Source organism: Actinomycetospora chibensis (assembly GCF_028737215.1).
Taxonomy (GTDB): Bacteria; Actinomycetota; Actinomycetes; order Mycobacteriales; family Pseudonocardiaceae; genus Actinomycetospora; species Actinomycetospora chibensis.
In genome coordinates this window covers 35,838-52,083 of record NZ_JAQZAM010000026.1, presented here as the reverse complement: position 1 = coordinate 52,083, position 16,246 = coordinate 35,838, and the positions used below count along the sequence as shown (strand labels likewise).

The window sequence follows — 16,246 nt, the reverse complement described above, 5'->3', positions numbered from 1 at the left end:
CTGATCAGCGGGCGTAGCGCTCGCGGGCCCGCTCCCGCGCCTTGTCCGCCTCGACCTCGCGGTCCTTCGGCGGGGCGGTGGTGACCAGCTGGTCGAGGAGCACGCGGGTGCTGGCGGTGACCTCGGCGACGGCCCTCGCGAAGGCGTCCTCGTTGGCCTTCGAGGGCCGCGCCGCCCCGCTGATCTTGCGCACGTACTGGAGGGCGGCCTCGTGCACCTCGGCGTCGGTGGCCGGGGGCTCGAAGTTGTGCAGGACCCGGATGTTGCGGCACATGCTGCGAATCGTGCCGCACCGGGCGGCGCGGTTCGAGGCCCTGCCGTGCCTACCGGGTCAGGAGCTGACCCAGATCCGCACGATCGCCCCGTGCTCGACCTCGGCACCCGGGTCGGGGTCCTGACGGTGGATGAGGCTGCGGCCGCTCGCGGTGTGGGTCGCGTTCTCCGCGACGGCGAGCACACCGGCGTCGAGGGCGCGGTCGTGGGCGTCGATGGCCGGCACCCCGACGAGCTCGGGCACCCGCACGGTGCGGACGCTGCCGGTGGTGGGCTCGGTGCTGGCGGGGCTGACGTCGGTCATGTGGTGCTCCTCCTGACCGGTGGTGCCGGTCGGACAGGGGACCGGGGGACTGCATGGGACCCGGGCCCGATGTGCGCTACAACGTCGGCGCGCGGCACCGTCATCCCCGGCCCGGTCGGCCGAATCTCACCGTGCCGGGAGGATTGAGGCGACGGGATCCCGGACCGGCGTCAGGGGGCCGCGGCCCGGAACCGGAAACGGTCGCCCGTGCTGTCGACCAGGACGTCGACGAACCCGGCGGCCCGCAGGCGCGCGGGCATTCACGTGCCAACCCTCTCGGACCACGTCCGGGCCGCCGTCGCACGGGATCGCTGTGTCCGGGGGCCACCGTATGGTCCGGACCGGGGTCCGGGCGGACGAGCAGGGGGCGCGGTGAGCGGTACCAGGGTGTTGGTGGCAGGGGCGAGCATCGCGGGGCCCGCGCTGGCCCACTGGCTACGTCGGCGAGGGGCCGAGGTCACCGTCGTGGAGCGGGCCCCCGGGCTGCGCCCCGGCGGGCAGGCGGTGGACGCGCGCGGGGTGGCCAAGGAGGTCATCCGGCGCATGGGGCTCGACGCGCAGGTGCGCGCCGCCCGCACCGTGACCGCCGGCGCCCGCAGCGTGGACGCGGACGGGAACGTGCTGGAGACCTTCAGCGCGGAGGACGACGGCGGCGACGGGTTCATCGCGGAGATCGAGATCCTGCGCGGGGACCTGTCCCGGGTGCTGTACGACGACACCCGGGACGACGTCGAGTACGTCTTCGGCGACCGGGTCGTCGAGCTCGGCCAGGACGCGGACGGGGTCGACGTGGCCTTCGCGGGCGGCGACCGGCGGCGCTTCGACCTGGTGGTCGGGGCGGACGGCCTGCACTCGGCGCTGCGGGCGATGGTCTTCGGGCCGCGCGAGCGGTTCGTCCGCCACCTCGGCCACGTGCTGGCCTTCTACAGCGTGCCCAACGAGTTCGGCCTGGACCGCTGGCTGATCGAGTACCAGGACAACGGGCGCTCCGCCGGCCTGCGGCCCATCCACGAGGCCGACGAGGCCATGGCGATGTTCTCCTTCCCCGCGGCCGACCACGAGGTCGACCACCGCGACGTCGCGGCCCAGAAGCGCCTGCTGCGGGAGCGGATGGCCGGGTACGGCTGGTGGACCCCGCGCATCCTCGAGCACCTGGACGACACCCCCGACTTCTACCTCGACCAGGTCGCCCAGGTGGTGATGGACCGCTGGTCGAGCGGGCGGGTGGGGCTGCTCGGGGACGCGGCGTTCAGCTCGTCCCCGATGTCCGGCCAGGGCACCGGGCTGGCCCTGGTCGGGGCCTACATGCTCGCCGGGGAGCTGGCCGCCGCCGGGTGGGATCCGGAGGCCGGGTTCGCCGGGTACGAGGCGCGGATGCGCTCGTTCGTCGAGGCCAACCAGGAGATCGGCCGGCTGAACGCGCGCACCCGCGACGTCCCCGGGCCGGACGCCGAACCGCTCCCGGACTTCACCTCCGACTGGTTCAGCGAGCTCATCGAGCGTGCGGTCACCGGCCCCGAGCTGCCCGACCACCCCGGGGTGCCGGACTCCGGGCCCCGGACCGGTGACGGCTCCTCCTCGATCGGCACGCGCAGCGCGTCGAGCACACCCGGGACCATCGCGTAGAACCCCGCGGTGGTCACCAGCTCGCGGGCTCCGAGCTGCTACCGTGGCCTGACCGGTTGCAACTCGCAATCACTCGGGAGTGCTGATGTCGGACACCACCTGCCACATGGCGATCTCACTCGACGGCTTCGTCGCCGGTCCGGACCAGAGCCGCGACGACCCCCTCGGGAAGCGCGGCATCGAGGTGCACGGGTGGCACATCGGGGACCCGCGGGCGAACGAGGCCGACGAGATCGCGACCGGGTGGCTCATGCGTCCCCGCGGGGCCTACGTCATGGGCCGGAACATGTTCGGGCCGATCCGCGGAGAGTGGGACGAGGACTGGCGCGGCTGGTGGGGCGCCGAACCGCCGTACCACGCTCCGGTGTTCGTGCTCACCCATCACGCCCACGAGCCGATCGAGATGGAGGGTGGGACGACGTTCCACTTCGTCACCGAGGGCTTCGATGCGGCGTACGCCCAGGCGTCCGAGACCGCGGGCGACAAGGGCGTGGACATCGCCGGGGGAGCCTCCACCGTCCGGCAGGCGTTGAACGCCGGCGTCATCGACGAGTTCACCCTCGACATCGCCCCCACCCTGCTCGGCGCCGGTGAGCGCATGTTCGACGGCGTCGCGACCTTCGATTTCGAGCCCGTCGAGGTGCTCCACTCACCGCTCGCGACGCACATCCGCTACCGCCGTGTCGACGGGCCCACCGCTGAACAGCCGCCGACCGGCCGGGCGAGCTGAACCCGTCTGTCAGCAGCCCTGATCCGCGCGCTCGGGGATGATGCCGATGTGACGGCGAGCCGGGGCCCCGTGGGTGGCCCTGCCGAGCCGGGTGCCGGGGTCGCGCTGGCGCCTCTGCTCGCGGTCTGCAGTGGCTACTTCATGGTCATCCTCGACGTGACCATCGTGAACGTGGCGGCGCCCGCGATCGGGCGCGAGCTCGCCACCTCGTTGACCGACCTGCAGTGGATCGTGGACGGCTACTCGGTCGCGTTCGCGGGCCTGCTGCTGCTCGGTGGGGCGCTGGGCGACCGCTGGGGGCACCGCCGCGTGTTCTGCCTCGGGGTGTCCGTGTTCACGGGGGCGTCCCTCGGCTGCGTCGTCGCGGGGGACGCCCTCACCCTGACGGTGTTCCGTCTCGTCGAGGGCTGCGGCGCGGCGCTGCTGGTGCCGGCCTCGCTGGCGCTGCTGCAACAGGTCCATCCGACGCCGGAGGCCCGGGCACGCGCGTTCGGGCTGTGGGGCGCGATCGCGGGTGTCGCGGCCACCGCCGGCCCGCTCGTGGGCGGGGTCCTGACCTCGACGGTCGGCTGGCGCTGGGTCTTCGTCATCAACCTGCCGGTGGGACTGCTGTGCCTGGCGGCCACGCTCGCGACGGTCGGACCGTCGCCGCGCGACCCCCGCCGTGTCATCGATCCCCTCGGACAGGCCGCCGTGGTGGTCACCGTGGCCGCCCTGATCGCCGCCCTCAACGAGGTGGGTCGCCAGGGCATCCGAGGACCCGCGGTCGTCGCGGGCGTCCTCGTCGCCGCCGTGGCCGCCGGCGTGTTCGTCCTGCGCGAGCGCTACGGCGCCCACCCACCACTGCCGAGACCCCTGGTGGGATCCCGCCCGCTGTTGGGCGGGACCGCGATCGGGCTCCTGTTCAACTTCGGCTTCTACGGCATGATCTTCGCCGCCAGCGTCTACTTCCAGCAGCACGAGGGCTTCAGCGCCGCGCTGGCCGGGGTCGCCCTGTTGCCCGCCGTGGCCGTGACGATGGTGGCCTCCGGCCTGTCGGGGCGGTTGGCCGACCGCTACCCGCACCAGCGCCTCATGCTCGTCGGCCTCCTGACGGCATGCCTCGGTCTGACGCTGTGGGCCGTGGTGGGCGAGGCGGCGAGCTACGCGGTCCTCGTCATCGCCATGGTGGCCTGCGGCTTCGGCACCTCGTTCACCCTGACCGGGGCGACGTCGACGGTCATGGGTGCCGCCCCGGCCGACTACGCCGGGACGGCGTCGGCGACCCTCAACACGGCCCGCCAGACCGGGTCCGCCGCGGGCGTCGCGATCGCCGGGTCGCTCGTCGCCGCAGCCGGGCTGCCCGCCGGCGTCACCACGTTCATGGCCGTCGGCGCCGCCGGCTACCTCCTCGCCGCGGTCCTCACCGTGGTCAGCGTCCCCGTTCGGCAGCGGTAGACCGCCTGCCGTCCGTCTGCGTTCTTGACCCTCTCCCAGGGGGAGACCGGAGCGTGAGGTCATGAGTACAGATGATCGGAGCGACGGCACCCGGAGCTCGGCGGACGAGCAGCCCGCATCGGACGTGAGGCCGACGGTGGTGCTGGTCCACGGGGCGTTCGCCGACTCCTCCAGCTGGAACGGCGTGATCCGGAACCTCGAGGGCCGCGGCCACCACGTCGTCGCCGTCGCCAACCCGCTGCGCGGCCTGCACGCCGACGCCGCGTACGTGCGAAGCGTCCTGGACAGCGTGGCCGGCCCGGTCGTGCTGGCCGGCCACTCCTACGGAGGGTCGGTGATGAGCGAGGCGGCCGACGGTCACCCCGGCGTCAGGGCGCTCGTGTACGTCGCCAGCTTCATCCTGGAGGAGGGGGAGAGCACCTCGGACCTGGCCGGCAGGTTCCCGGGCGCCGAGCTGGGTGCCGCCCTCGACCCCGTGCCGTTCCCCCTCCCCGACGGAGGCACCGGTAACGATCTCTACATCAGGCAGGAGGAGTTCCGGACGGTGTTCGCCGCCGACGTCCCGGAGGACGTCACGGCCCTGATGGCGGCCACCCAGCGGCCGATCACCTCGGCGGCGCTGGACGAGCCGGCCACCAGGGCCGCCTGGAGGACCATCCCGTCCTGGAACCTCGTCACCACCGAGGACCTCGCCATTCCGGCCGCCTCGATGCGGTTCATGGGCGAGCGGGCGGGGGCGCACACCGTGGAGATCACGGCGTCCCACGCGGTCACGGTGTCGCAGCCCGACGCCGTCGCGGACCTGATCGGGGAGGCCGCCCGCGCGACGGCCCGTTGATCACGAGGCCGGCGTGGGAAGGCAACCCAGACCAGCGTCGGGGGGATGACGGGGTCTGGGCGCCCCCACTCGGCTCCTGCACGGACCTGAGCTGGGGGGCGACGGTCCGTGCTCGACGAGCCAGGCCCCGCCACGGTTCGCCACAAACTGGCCTCGGGTCAAGTTTCGCCGGCGACCGGCCGTCCTCATCCGGCTAGGTGTTTCGCCTTTCGCGCAGCCCACGGTCCGTGCACGACCACCACCGGCTGCTGACCGATGCGTTCGCGCGATCGATCTCCTGCCGCTCGCCCCGCGTCGACCACGGACAGTCGACCATGGACATCCGACGGGCACCGGAGTGGACTGGCCCTGCACGCCGCTGTGCGATCCGTGCAGGACACAGCCCGTGCGACGCGTCGGCGGCCGGGACCTCCACACCCCGTCAGGAGCTGGTCACGTGCTGTCGCTGAGCATCGCGGACACGCCCGCACGAGACCGCGTCGACCTCCTCTACGAGACGATCTGGTCCAGCGTCCTTCCCGTCGAGATGACGTTCTCGCCGGACCCGTCGGAGATCGACGTCCGGTTCCGGGTGGGACAGGCGGGGCGGGTCAATTTCTCCTCGGCGCGCTCGAGCGCCAACGCCCTGCACCGCACCCCGGCGCTCGTGCGTCGCGACCACGAGCCGCAGGTCTTCCTCGCCCTCCAGGTCGCCGGCACGACGGTCGTCGAGCAGGCCGGGAGCCAGGCCGTGCTGCAGCCCGGCGACATGGCGGTCTACGACAGCACCCGCCCGTACCGCGTCGAGAACCGCGAGCTCACCGAGCTGCACTACTTCCGCATCCCCCGGGAGGCGCTGGCCCTGCCCGCGCCCCGCCTCGACCCCCTGCTCGCGGTACGGATCGGAGCCGACACCAATTCGCTGGCACCGGCCGTGGGGTCGTTCTTCGGCGCCCTGGCCACCTCGTCGGCGCTCGACCATCCCGAGGCCGCTCGACTGGTCGCCGAGCCGGGCATCGAGCTGGTCCGGGCTCTGCTGGCAGTCCACGGCGGCGCCGACGAGGCCGCCCGGGAGTCGCTGGAGGGCTCCCTCGTCCTGCGGGTCCGGCAGTACGTGCACGACCACCTCCACGAGCGCGACCTCACTCCGCAACGCGTCGCCTCCGCGCATCACGTCTCCGTCCGGCACCTCTACGCCGTCCTGGCCGACTCCGGCATCAGCTTGCGGACGACGATCCAGGAGCAACGGCTCGAGGCATGCCGTCGGGAGCTGAGGGACCCGCGCCACGCCCACCAGGCCATCGCCACCGTCGGTCGGCACTGGGGATTCGTCGACCCGTCCCACTTCGCCCGGACCTTCCGGCAGACCTTCGGGGTCACGCCGTCCGAGTGGCGTCGGTCGGCCGGCACCGACGCCGGTGACTCGTAGCGCCCCCGGCGCCGTCCCGGACGTTTCTCCCGCTCGGGGTTCAGGTATCTGTCGGGTCCGAACGTCCCGGTGTCGGGGGAGGTCGTCGTGTTCCGACCGGAAGCCAGCGTGGTGATGCCGTGCGCCCGCGAGCAGGTGTGGGCGGTCCTGGCCGACGGCTGGCTCTATCCGCTGTGGGTGGTCGGCGCGACCCACATGCGTGCGGTCGACGAGGGATGGCCGCAGGTCGGGACGAGGTTGCACCACAGCGCCGGGATCTGGCCTCTGCAGATCAGTGACGACACGGAGGTGCTCGAGGTCGACCCGGGGAGCCGCCTGCTCCTCGAGGCGCGCGCGTTCGTGGTCGGTTCGGCTCGGGTGGAGATCACCGTGGAACCGCTCGGCGATGATCGGTGCGAGGTGACCATGTACGAGTACGCGGACAGCGGCCCAGGATGGTTCGTGCCGACGGCCCTCCAGGCTCCCGCCATCCATGCACGCAACACCGAGTGCCTGAGCCGCCTCCGCGATCTCGCGGTGAACCGACACCACGGGTGAGGGTTGAGTGGCCCCGTCGTGGCAGGGCGCGCCTCCGGCGAGCGGTGGTAGACCCGGGTGATGCCCCGTCCCCGCGCCACCGGCCGCCAGGTCGGGCCGGGGCTCGCACGGGTGACGCCGATGCTCGCGACCGCGGGCCCGGTGCCCCTCGGTCCCGAGTGGGCGCTGGAGCTCAAGTGGGACGGGATGCGCGCCCTCGTGTATGTGGAGGGGGCGGAGCCCGAGCGCGTGACGGTGGTGAGCCGGAACCAACGGCAGGTCACCGGATCCTTCCCGGAGATCGCGCGGGCGCTGGCCGAGACCCTCGGTGCGCGGCAGGTGGTCCTCGACGGTGAGGTCGTGGCCCTGTCGGTGGCGTCGCCCGGCGCGCCGGCGCGGCCGAGCTTCGACCGGCTGCAGCTGCGGATGGGCGTGGCCCGTCCGTCCTCGGCGCTGCGGGCGCAGGTGCCGGTGACCTTCGTGGCCTTCGACCTGCTCGCCCTCGACGGCGAACCGGTGACCGACCGGCCCTGGGAGGAGCGTCGGCGCCTGCTCGAGGGGCTCGGGCTCGATGCTCATCCGCGCCTGACGACGTCGCCCCGCCTCGACGGCGTCGAGCCGGGCGGCGCCCTCGCTCTCGCCGAGGCCCACGGCATGGAAGGGGTGGTGGCCAAGCGCCGTGACGCGCCCTACCGCCCGGGTCGTTCCCACCTGTGGGTCAAGACGCCGATCTGGCGCACGGTCGAGGCCGTCATCGGGGGCTGGGCACAGGGGCGTGGTCGGTACGAGGCCAGCCTGGGCGCGGTGCTGCTCGGGCGTCCCGAGCCGGACGGGCGGCTGCGCTACCTCGGGCACGTCGGCACCGGCTTCACCGACGCGGCCCGCGACCGCCTCCGTGACCTGCTCGTCGCCGACGCCGTCGCCGACAGCCCGTTCACCGGCGTCGTCCCCGAGGAGCGTGCCGCGCGGTGGTGCGCGCCGCAGCACGTGGGCGAGGCCCGCTTCCGCAGCTGGACCGACGACGGGCACCTGCGCCACCCGAGCTGGCGAGGTCTGCGGCCCGACCGGGACCCCACCGAGCTCTCCCGGTGAGGTTGCCGGGTCGGTGTCGCGGCGAGATCCTGCCCTCGACGCCGAGAGAGGGGAGGGCTCATGGCCGCGCCGACCCGCGAGGACAGGTTCAGCTTCGGGCTGTGGACGGTGGGCTGGCAGGCCCGCGACCTGTTCGGTGAGGCCACCCGCCCGGTGCTCGCCGCCGTGGAGGCGGTGCACCGTCTCAGCGAGCTCGGCGCCTACGGCATCACCTTCCACGACGACGACCTCATCCCGCCGGGCAGCAGCACCGACGAGCGAGCGAAGGTCGTCCGGGAGTTCCGGCGCGCGCTCGACGAGACCGGGCTGGTGGTGCCGATGGCCACCACGAACCTGTTCGGCGACCCGGTGTTCAAGGACGGCGGGTTCACCAGCAACGACCGCAGCGTCCGCCGGTACGCGATCCGCAAGGTCATGCGCAACCTCGACCTGGCCGCCGAGTTCGGGGCCCACACCTACGTGTTCTGGGGGGGGGGGGTGGGCTCGGAGGTCGACTTCGGCAAGGACGTCCGCGCCGCGCTGGACCGCTACCGCGAGGCGATCGACACCCTCGCGCAATACGTGATCGACAACGACTACGGCATGCGGTTCGCGCTCGAGCCCAAACCCAACGAGCCCCGCGGCGACATCCTGCTCCCCACGATCGGCCACGCCCTGGCGTTCATCCACGAGCTCGAGCACGCCGACATGGTCGGGATCAACCCCGAGACCGGGCACGAGCAGATGGCGACCCTCAACTACACGCACGGCATCGCGCAGGCGCTGTGGGCCGGCAAGCTGTTCCACATCGACCTCAACGGGCAGAAGGGCCCGCGCTACGACCAGGACCTCGTCTTCGGCTACGGCGACCTGCTCCAGGCGTTCTCCACCGTCGACCTGCTCGACAACGGCTCCCCGGGCGGCGGGCCGGGCTACGACGGCCCCCGCCACTTCGACTACAAGCCGCTGCGCACCGAGAGCATGGAGGGCGTGTGGGAGTCGGCTCTGGCGAACATGGAGACCTACCTCGCTCTGCGGACGAAGGCACGGGCGTTCCGCGCGGACCCCGAGGTGCAGGAGGCGCTCGGGGCCGCGTGGGTTCCCGAGCTCGCCCGGTCCACCCTCGGCGAGGAGGAGAGCTACGCCGACCTGCTGGCGGATCGCAGCGCGTACGAGGACTTCGACATCGACCGCGCCCGCACCCAGGGCTACGGCTTTGCGCGCGTGCAGCGCCTCGCCGTCGAGCACCTGCTCGGAGTGCGGTGATCGTGCCCGGGCCGAGGTGAGTCGCTCTCGGGGGCCCGTGAAGGGGCATGCGCCGCAGCGGACGGCCCCGCTCGGGAAGAGCCACCCGCCGTCGCGGGGCCGTCGTGCTGCGGCTGCTTGAGTCAACCGATCGGCATGGTGCCTTACTTACTCTCCGCTCGTGACGCCGGGGGGTCAGCGTCCATGAGTTACAGGACGACCGGGAGGGAGTCGAGGCCTCGGACGATCACGCCGCCCCGCCAGGCCGGTGCCGCGTCCGGCCTGAGGAGGCGCAGCGACGGCGCCCGCCGCAGCAGGGCGGGAATCGCGACCTGGGCCTCGAGCCGGGCCAGTGGGGCGCCGAGGCAGTAGTGCACCCCCTTGCCGAAGGCGAGATGCGGGTTGGGGGTGCGGGTGAGATCGAGGGTGTCCGGCGCCTCGAATACGGCCGGGTCGCGGTGCGCGGAGGCCAGCCCGGCGAGGACGAGGGAGCCCTGCGGGATCGTGACTCCGGCGAGCTCGACCTCGGCGGGGGTCCAGCGCTCCGTGGCGGTGGCGACCGGTGAGGAGTAGCGCAGCAGTTCCTCGACCGCGAGGTGGGTGATCGACTCGTCGGCGCGCCACCGGCCGGTCTGCTCGGGGTGGCGCAGCAGCTCGAGTACACCGATCCCGAGGAGATTGACGGTCGTCTCGTGGCCGGCGGTCAGGAGCAGGAGCAGCATGGCGACGATCTCGTCGGTGTCGAGGCGGTCGTCCTCGTCGCGGGCCGTGACCAGGGCAGTGATGAGGTCGTCGCGTGGCTCACGGGTCCGCGCGGTGACCAGGCGGCGCAGGTAGCGGACGAAACGCAGGACACCCACGGTGCCGCGCAACGGCCGTTGGGCGACGCCGGTGAGGGCCCGGGTCCATGCGCGGAATCGCGCGGCGTCCTCCGGCGGCACCCCGATCAGGCGTGCGATGACGGTGAGCGGCAGCGGCAGCGCGTAGTCGGCGACGAGGTCCATGGTCCCGCGTCGGACGGCGGCGTCGAGCAGCTCGTCGGCCAGGATCGACACGTCGGCGCGGAGGGCCTCGACACGGCGGGGCGTGAACGCCTGATGGACCAGTCGTCGGAGTCGGTCGTGGTCGGTCCCGTCGAGGTTGAGGAGTCCCCGCTGCAGGCTCGCGAACACCGCCGGGACCCGGGGTCCGGCGTCGCGCTGCGCGGGGGACAGGGCCTCGGCACGGTTCTTGCGCAGGCGCGGGTCCCGCAGCGCTGCGTCGACGTCGTGGTGGCGCGTCACCAGCCACGCGGTCTGCCCCCGGGCCCAGCGCACCGGGTGCACCGGACCGTCGTCGCGCAGGCGGCGCAGCGTCGGGAACGGGTCGGCGACGAAGTCCGCGGAGGTGATGTCAGCTCTTTGCAACATACTGTTGCAAAGTAGACCCGTGGCGCGGTGTCGCACAACGTCGGTCGGGCAGGATGGCGGCGTGACCGTCCGGAGGAGGGACGCCGGGCGCCCGCGGGGTGCGCCGGTGGTCGACGCCGTGCTGGCCGCCGTGCGTGCCGAGCTCGCCGAGCGGGGCGCGGAGGGTCTGAGCGTGGAGCGGGTCGCCGCGCGCGCCGAGGTCAACAAGACGAGCGTCTACCGCCGCTGGCCGACCCGCGAGGCTCTGGTCGTCGCGGCCATGGAGGGCCTGCTCGACGACCTGTCCACCGATCCTGACCACGGTGACGTCCGCTCCGACCTGCTCGCGCTGGTCACTCCCATCGCCGAGCTCGCCGCTCGTCCCGACGGCGCGGCGCTGTTGCGTGCCGCCGTGGCGCAGGGCCCCGGCGAGGTGGCCCGGCTCGCCACACGGCGCCTCGAGGCCGGCGTGAGACCGATCCCGGGTCTGGCCGCGCGAGCCGCCGCACGCGGTCAGTGGCGACCGGGTGTGGACCCGGGCCAGGTGGTCCTCGTGCTGGTCGGCGCGATCATGCACCGGGTGCTGCTCGAGGGCGCCGACCCCACCGGAGCCTGGCTGGAGGGCGTCGTCGACCTCACGGTGACGGGGCTGCTCCCGCGTCCGGGGGACGACTGACCCGGTCGCGGATCGAGGCGGAGCCGGTGGTCCGTGAGACGTGTCAGGGCGACGGTGTGGAGGTCCACGTCGAGCGGTGGTCCTGCGCGAAGCGGAGGATGTCGCGGGCCGGGCGCCCCAGGAGCTCCTCGACGTCGTCGCTGACGCGGGCGCCGATCCCTGCCCGGGCCAGGGTGTACAGCACCGAGGTGGCCGCGATCAGCCCCGCAGGCATGCCGGTGCGATGGGCGTGGGCCCAGTAGCGGGCCAGGCTGGGCCGCGTGTAGCGGATCGGCCGGGCGAGGGCGTGGCTGAGCGCGCTCGCCACCTGATGATGGGTGATGGCCTCGGGACCGGTGACGTCCCACGCTCCACGTGTCGGTGCGAGGGCGAGCAGGCAGCGGGCCGCGACCTCGGCGACGTCACGGGCGTCGACGTACGACATGGCCGCATCGCCTGCGGGAACGACGAGCTGGTCGCGGTCGCGGATGTCGGCGGCGTGCACTCCGGCGAGGTTCTGCATGAAGTTCGCGGCCCGCAGTGAGGTACTGGCCATGCCGGAGGTCTCCAGCCACCGTTCGACCCGCCGGTGTGGCAGCAGCGGATTGCGCTCGGCCCCCAGCACCGACAGGAAGACCACCCGCCTGATGCCCGAGGCGCGGGCCGCGTCGAGAGCGGGGAGCAGGTCACGGGCGACGTCGACCACCTCGGGGGGCCGCACCACGAACAGGGCCTCGGCCCCGGCGAACGCGTCGGTCCAGGTATCGGGGTCGGTGTAGGAGAACCGCGTCCTGCGCAGCAGGTCGGGCTCGTCGCCGGCAGGCGGATGGCGGGCCAGTGCACGGACGGACGCGCCGGCCTCGAGGAGCGAGACGACGACGTGCCGTCCCACGGTGCCGGTCGCACCGGTGACCACGATCGCGCTCACGGGTGCGTCACCTGCGCAGTATCGCGTGCTCGAGGGCCGCCCGTCGCGACAGGCTCAGGTCGTGACGGCCCGGAGGAGCGCGGCCGCCACCTCGTGCGGCCGTTCCTCGTGGACGAAGAGCCCGGCCTCGGGCACGACGTCGAGGCGGGCACGGGGGAAAGTCGCGACCATCTGCTCGGCCCATCGCAGCGGGAAGAACGCGTCCTGGGCGCCCCAGATGAGCTGGACCGGGACGTCGAGGCGCCCGTGCACGTCGGCGAGGTCGCGGACGTGCTGCGGATCGAAGCTGCGCAGCAGCCGCACGGCCGCGTCTCGTCGTGCGGCGTCCTGGTGGAGGGGCCGCAGGAAGAACTCGTCGAACTCCCCCTCCAGCAGGCTCGGATCGGCGAACGCGCCTCCGAGCACGAACGGCAGGCGCCGGACGCGCGGTCGCGAGAGAGCCCAGCCCAGGCCGGCGCCGAAACCGGGAAGGTGGCGGGCGGTGAGGAAGGACCGGAATCGGAGACCGAGACCCGCGGGCTGCTCGGTGTCGAGCAGTGCCATCGCCCGCAGGCGCGGGTCACCGACCAGGGCGTGGCGGGCGATGAGTCCGCCGCTGTCGTGACCGACCACAGCGACGTCCTCGAGGTCGAGCAGCCCGAGAAGCGCCCGGACCGTGCGGATGTGCTGCTCGACGCTGAGATGCGTGCCGGCGTCGAAGCGGCTGGAGCCGGCGCCGGGCAGGTCGACGAGGTGACAGGTGACGTGGTCGACGAGGTGGGGCAGCAGCGTGCGGAAGGTGGCGCTGCTGACCGGCCAGCCGTGGACGAACAGCACGTCGGGTCCCGCCCCGACCCGCCGGTAGGCGGCCTGCCCGGCACCGACGTCGAGGAACCGATCCGGCGGGCGGCGGAACAGGTCGGCCGCCGCGGTGGTCGTCATCGTCGTCATTGCCGTCTCCAGTTTGTAGTGGTTACTGCGAAACGATAGATCGCAGTGACCACTACGATCAAGCCGTGGGTCACAAGCACTCCCGGGAGGAGATCCTCGAAGGGGCGCTGGCGACGGCGTTCGTCGACGGACTGAGCCGGCTGAGCTTCGGCCGGGTCGCGAAACGCCTGGGAATCCACGACCGCATCGTCGTCTACTACTTCGCGACCAAGGACGAGCTCGCTTCCGAGGTCCTGCTCGCGCTGGGCGCCCAGCTCCGCGAGACACTGGCACCCGTCGTCACCGCACACATGGGTGATCACCGCGCGCTCGCCCGCGCGGCCTGGCCCGTCCTCGCCCGGCCCGACGCCGACCCCGTCTTCGCGCTGTTCTTCGAGGCGAACGGCCTCGCCGCCACCGGTCTCGCGCCCTACGGCCGGGTCGTGCCGCAGCTCGTGGAGGCCTGGATCGACTGGGCCGCGGAGCTGCTCGAGGGGGACGCCGACACCCGTCGCGCCGAGGCCGAGGCGGCGATCGCGCTCATCGACGGCCTGCTGCTGCTCCGTCAGCTCGGCGGCGCCGCCGCGGCGGACCGCGCCGCCCGTCGGCTGGGCGTGACGACGTGAACCCTTCGGCCGCGCCGCCTCGTCGGCGAGCTCAACCCGTTCTCAGGGAGCCCGACCGCGAGACGTCGAGACCGTGGTCATCGGGCGCTTCGGCGACCGCGGAGCGGATCAGGGCCACGATCGCGTCGCGCATGGGCTCCGAGATCCGGTCGGCGTGCACGGGCAGCAACTGTGCCAGCTCCGTCCCTCGACGACCGACTCCGAGACCGAGGGATCGGGCGGCGGCGAGGACGACGGTCGTCATGTCGAGCTCCAGGACCTGGGCGATGACCGTGAGCGACCCCGGCTCCGGGAACTTCCGCTGCGGAACGCCCGAGCCCAACTGCTGCCACCGTCCGCGGGTCAGGGCGCGGTCGGACGCGCGCTCCAGGTCGCTGTAGGACCATCCGCGCTCGTGCATGCCGGCTCGGATGAGGTCATCCAGGCCGGGGCCGGACCTGCCGTCCTCGTCCGGATGGGCATCAGGCGCGGCACCTCTCGCGCACGCGTCGGAGACCCGGCTCGAGGCAGCACGTGACGGCCTCCTGCTCCGTCGACCAGCTCCGCTCACGGGACGGCCTGGTAGTGCAGGCGAGCGATGGTGACCTCGATGTCGTCGAGCTCGTCGAGGTCGAACCGGACTCGTGTGCGATCCGCCGCGCAGAGGGCGTCGAGGCCGTCGAAGGGCCCGTGGGCGTCGGTCTCGCCGGTCTGCGCGTCGCGGACCAGGACGACGTAGCCGTCGCAGGCGTCGAGCTCGGCGAGCCGCTCGATCAGCCGGTCCGTGAGGTGCTCGGGATGGTCGTGCATGACATGACTCCCGTCATCGGGGCGATCGAGGGACGACGTGTCGCGAGGGGCGCGAAGGGCCACGGGCCGAGCTGCGCCAGGTGGTCCTGGCGATCGACGCCACGAGCCGGCCGGTCGGCCGGTGATGCCGGCACGTCGGGACTCCTCGGGGCGCACGCCGATGGCTGCGCGCCTCGGTCTGTCGTCGACCGAGCGCGGAGCAGGAGTCGTCGGGGGTGGCAGACGCCCCCGTGTGCCGGTTCTGGGGCCATGATGTGGCCCTGGCAGCTGGTGATGTCCTCGACGAGGACTATGTGCAGATAGTAACCACACCTGCCGGCGACACACGGCCGGCGGGCGAGTACGTCACCTGTTCGGCCCAACAAGACCGGGAATGCGACTACTCTATGTACTAATCGAGCGCACGAGCTGTGCCTCGTCGGCCGCCCTATCGGAGGGGCTGGGCGGGGAGAGGCTTGTGCTCGCCGCGCAGCACGCGGCGCCGCGCCGTCAGATCGTCGAACTCCATGTAGACGTTCTGGAGATGACGGGCGCCGCTGGCGGGGTCGTACGCCAGCCGGCCGTGCAGCACCCGGTGGGCGTGCACGGTGAGGAGGTCACCGTCGGCGGACTTGAAGGTGGCGCGGTAGCGGCCGGAGTCGATGATGCGGCCGAGGGTCCGATAGGCCGCGTAGAAGGCCTCGACCTGGTCGAACGGGGCGCGGAGCGGTTGGGCGAGCTGGTTCGAGAAGCGACACAGTCGCACGTCGCCGGACGGGTCGAGCTCGATCATCGGGGCCTCGGCGGCCGTGTCCTCGTGCTCGCTGAACAGCTGATAGGGCACCGGGACACGGGTCAGGACGGCGAAGTGCTCGGGGTGGGTGCGGCGCAGTTCCGCGATCGCGGCCCACCCGTCGACGAGGTTCGATTCCCCGCCGGTGGTCCGGTTGGCCCGGAAGTGCAGCAGCTGGACCGACGGCGGCCACGCGTAGCTGGGGAAGTCGGTGTGGGGCTTCAGCTCGCCCGAGGTGTGCGCGACGTTGTACCCGCCGGGATCGAGTCGGACGTTGTGCACCCGCTCGAACGCGAGCTCGCGGACAGGTCCGAAGACCTCGGCGAACCGCTCGACCTCGCCGTCGAGGGACGGGACCCCGGTCACGATCACGGCGCCGAACTCGCGGAGGGCGTCGAGGTAGGCCAGCTGCCCGGTCGTGGTGGCGACCACGTCGGTGTGGCCGACACGCGGTGGTTCCGAGGCCTTCTCGTCCCACAGCGTCGGGGAGAACCGGCGGGCCCGTCGGGTGGGCTCGTCGGAGTAGTCGTGGCGGCGCAACCACGCCGGTGCGTAGGTGCACGCACGCCCGTCGTTCCAGAAGACGTCCAGCCCCAGCTCCGGGTCGTAGCCCACCGAGACCGGTGCCACGGCCTCGTGGATGTCGGCGGTGAACAGCTTGCGCTCGCTGCTCTGGGCACCCTGTCCTCGGAGGCCCAGCTGTTGTCGCGCAGCCATACGTAGTGGAAGCT

General features: G+C 72.7%; 18 protein-coding genes. 10 read left to right on the top strand and 8 right to left on the bottom strand.

Annotated features, from left to right (window positions below; translation table 11 throughout):
* Nucleotides 1-4 precede the first annotated feature (4 nt).
* On the bottom strand, nucleotides 5-274 hold the full coding sequence (locus PH189_RS27300) for a DUF2277 domain-containing protein (RefSeq protein ID WP_274192013.1): 270 nt from the start codon (nucleotides 272-274) through the stop codon (nucleotides 5-7).
* A gap of 57 nt (nucleotides 275-331) precedes the next feature.
* Nucleotides 332-577: a PASTA domain-containing protein gene (locus PH189_RS27295; protein ID WP_274192012.1), complete on the bottom strand. Its 246-nt coding sequence runs from the start codon at nucleotides 575-577 to the stop codon at nucleotides 332-334.
* A 387-nt stretch (nucleotides 578-964) separates the two neighbouring features.
* On the opposite strand from PH189_RS27295, the gene PH189_RS27290 reads away from it, so the two are divergent.
* The 8 genes from PH189_RS27290 (at nucleotide 965) to xylA (ending at nucleotide 9,469) form a co-directional block, all read left to right on the top strand.
* Nucleotides 965-2,203, top strand: a complete 1,239-nt coding sequence (locus tag PH189_RS27290; RefSeq protein ID WP_274192024.1) for an FAD-dependent monooxygenase — start codon at nucleotides 965-967, stop codon at nucleotides 2,201-2,203.
* Between the two features lie 85 nt (nucleotides 2,204-2,288).
* On the top strand, nucleotides 2,289-2,933 hold the full coding sequence (locus PH189_RS27285; RefSeq protein ID WP_274192011.1) for a dihydrofolate reductase family protein: 645 nt from the start codon (nucleotides 2,289-2,291) through the stop codon (nucleotides 2,931-2,933).
* A 48-nt stretch (nucleotides 2,934-2,981) separates the two neighbouring features.
* Complete coding sequence (locus tag PH189_RS27280) at nucleotides 2,982-4,370, top strand: MFS transporter (protein ID WP_274192010.1); 1,389 nt, start codon at nucleotides 2,982-2,984, stop codon at nucleotides 4,368-4,370.
* A 139-nt stretch (nucleotides 4,371-4,509) separates the two neighbouring features.
* Nucleotides 4,510-5,208 (top strand): alpha/beta fold hydrolase, encoded by a 699-nt coding sequence (locus PH189_RS27275; RefSeq protein ID WP_274192023.1) that lies wholly within the window; start codon nucleotides 4,510-4,512, stop codon nucleotides 5,206-5,208.
* A 436-nt stretch (nucleotides 5,209-5,644) separates the two neighbouring features.
* A complete protein-coding gene (locus PH189_RS27270; RefSeq protein WP_274192009.1) occupies nucleotides 5,645-6,616 on the top strand; it encodes an AraC-like ligand-binding domain-containing protein in 972 nt (323 codons plus the stop codon).
* A gap of 87 nt (nucleotides 6,617-6,703) precedes the next feature.
* A complete protein-coding gene (locus PH189_RS27265; RefSeq protein WP_274192008.1) occupies nucleotides 6,704-7,153 on the top strand; it encodes an SRPBCC family protein in 450 nt (149 codons plus the stop codon).
* 60 nt (nucleotides 7,154-7,213) lie between these two features.
* Nucleotides 7,214-8,224, top strand: a complete 1,011-nt coding sequence (gene ligD / locus PH189_RS27260; protein WP_274192007.1) for a non-homologous end-joining DNA ligase — start codon at nucleotides 7,214-7,216, stop codon at nucleotides 8,222-8,224.
* 60 nt (nucleotides 8,225-8,284) lie between these two features.
* Nucleotides 8,285-9,469, top strand: a complete 1,185-nt coding sequence (xylA, locus tag PH189_RS27255; protein ID WP_274192006.1) for a xylose isomerase — start codon at nucleotides 8,285-8,287, stop codon at nucleotides 9,467-9,469.
* Nucleotides 9,470-9,657: 188 nt separating this feature from the next.
* On the opposite strand, the gene PH189_RS27250 is transcribed toward xylA, so the two are convergent.
* Entirely contained in the window at nucleotides 9,658-10,857 is a 1,200-nt protein-coding gene (locus tag PH189_RS27250) for a cytochrome P450 family protein (protein WP_274192005.1), read from the bottom strand.
* Between the two features lie 61 nt (nucleotides 10,858-10,918).
* On the opposite strand from PH189_RS27250, the gene PH189_RS27245 reads away from it, so the two are divergent.
* Nucleotides 10,919-11,512: a TetR/AcrR family transcriptional regulator gene (locus tag PH189_RS27245; RefSeq protein WP_274192004.1), complete on the top strand. Its 594-nt coding sequence runs from the start codon at nucleotides 10,919-10,921 to the stop codon at nucleotides 11,510-11,512.
* A gap of 43 nt (nucleotides 11,513-11,555) precedes the next feature.
* On the opposite strand, the gene PH189_RS27240 is transcribed toward PH189_RS27245, so the two are convergent.
* The gene (locus PH189_RS27240) at nucleotides 11,556-12,419 is read right to left on the bottom strand and encodes an NmrA family NAD(P)-binding protein (protein ID WP_274192003.1); all 864 of its coding nucleotides are present in this window, start codon (nucleotides 12,417-12,419) and stop codon (nucleotides 11,556-11,558) included.
* A gap of 54 nt (nucleotides 12,420-12,473) precedes the next feature.
* Nucleotides 12,474-13,349, bottom strand: a complete 876-nt coding sequence (locus tag PH189_RS27235) for an alpha/beta fold hydrolase (protein WP_274192002.1) — start codon at nucleotides 13,347-13,349, stop codon at nucleotides 12,474-12,476.
* A 65-nt stretch (nucleotides 13,350-13,414) separates the two neighbouring features.
* Between PH189_RS27235 and PH189_RS27230 the strand changes: the two genes are divergently transcribed.
* Nucleotides 13,415-13,954: a TetR/AcrR family transcriptional regulator gene (locus PH189_RS27230; protein WP_274192001.1), complete on the top strand. Its 540-nt coding sequence runs from the start codon at nucleotides 13,415-13,417 to the stop codon at nucleotides 13,952-13,954.
* A 31-nt stretch (nucleotides 13,955-13,985) separates the two neighbouring features.
* On the opposite strand, the gene PH189_RS27225 is transcribed toward PH189_RS27230, so the two are convergent.
* The 3 genes from PH189_RS27225 to PH189_RS27215 form a co-directional block, all read right to left on the bottom strand.
* Complete coding sequence (locus PH189_RS27225) at nucleotides 13,986-14,354, bottom strand: hypothetical protein (protein WP_274192000.1); 369 nt, start codon at nucleotides 14,352-14,354, stop codon at nucleotides 13,986-13,988.
* Nucleotides 14,355-14,500: 146 nt separating this feature from the next.
* Nucleotides 14,501-14,743, bottom strand: coding sequence for a hypothetical protein (locus PH189_RS27220; protein ID WP_274191999.1), 243 nt, complete (start codon nucleotides 14,741-14,743; stop codon nucleotides 14,501-14,503).
* Between the two features lie 427 nt (nucleotides 14,744-15,170).
* Entirely contained in the window at nucleotides 15,171-16,232 is a 1,062-nt protein-coding gene (locus tag PH189_RS27215; protein WP_274191998.1) for a TauD/TfdA family dioxygenase, read from the bottom strand.
* Nucleotides 16,233-16,246 lie beyond the last annotated feature (14 nt).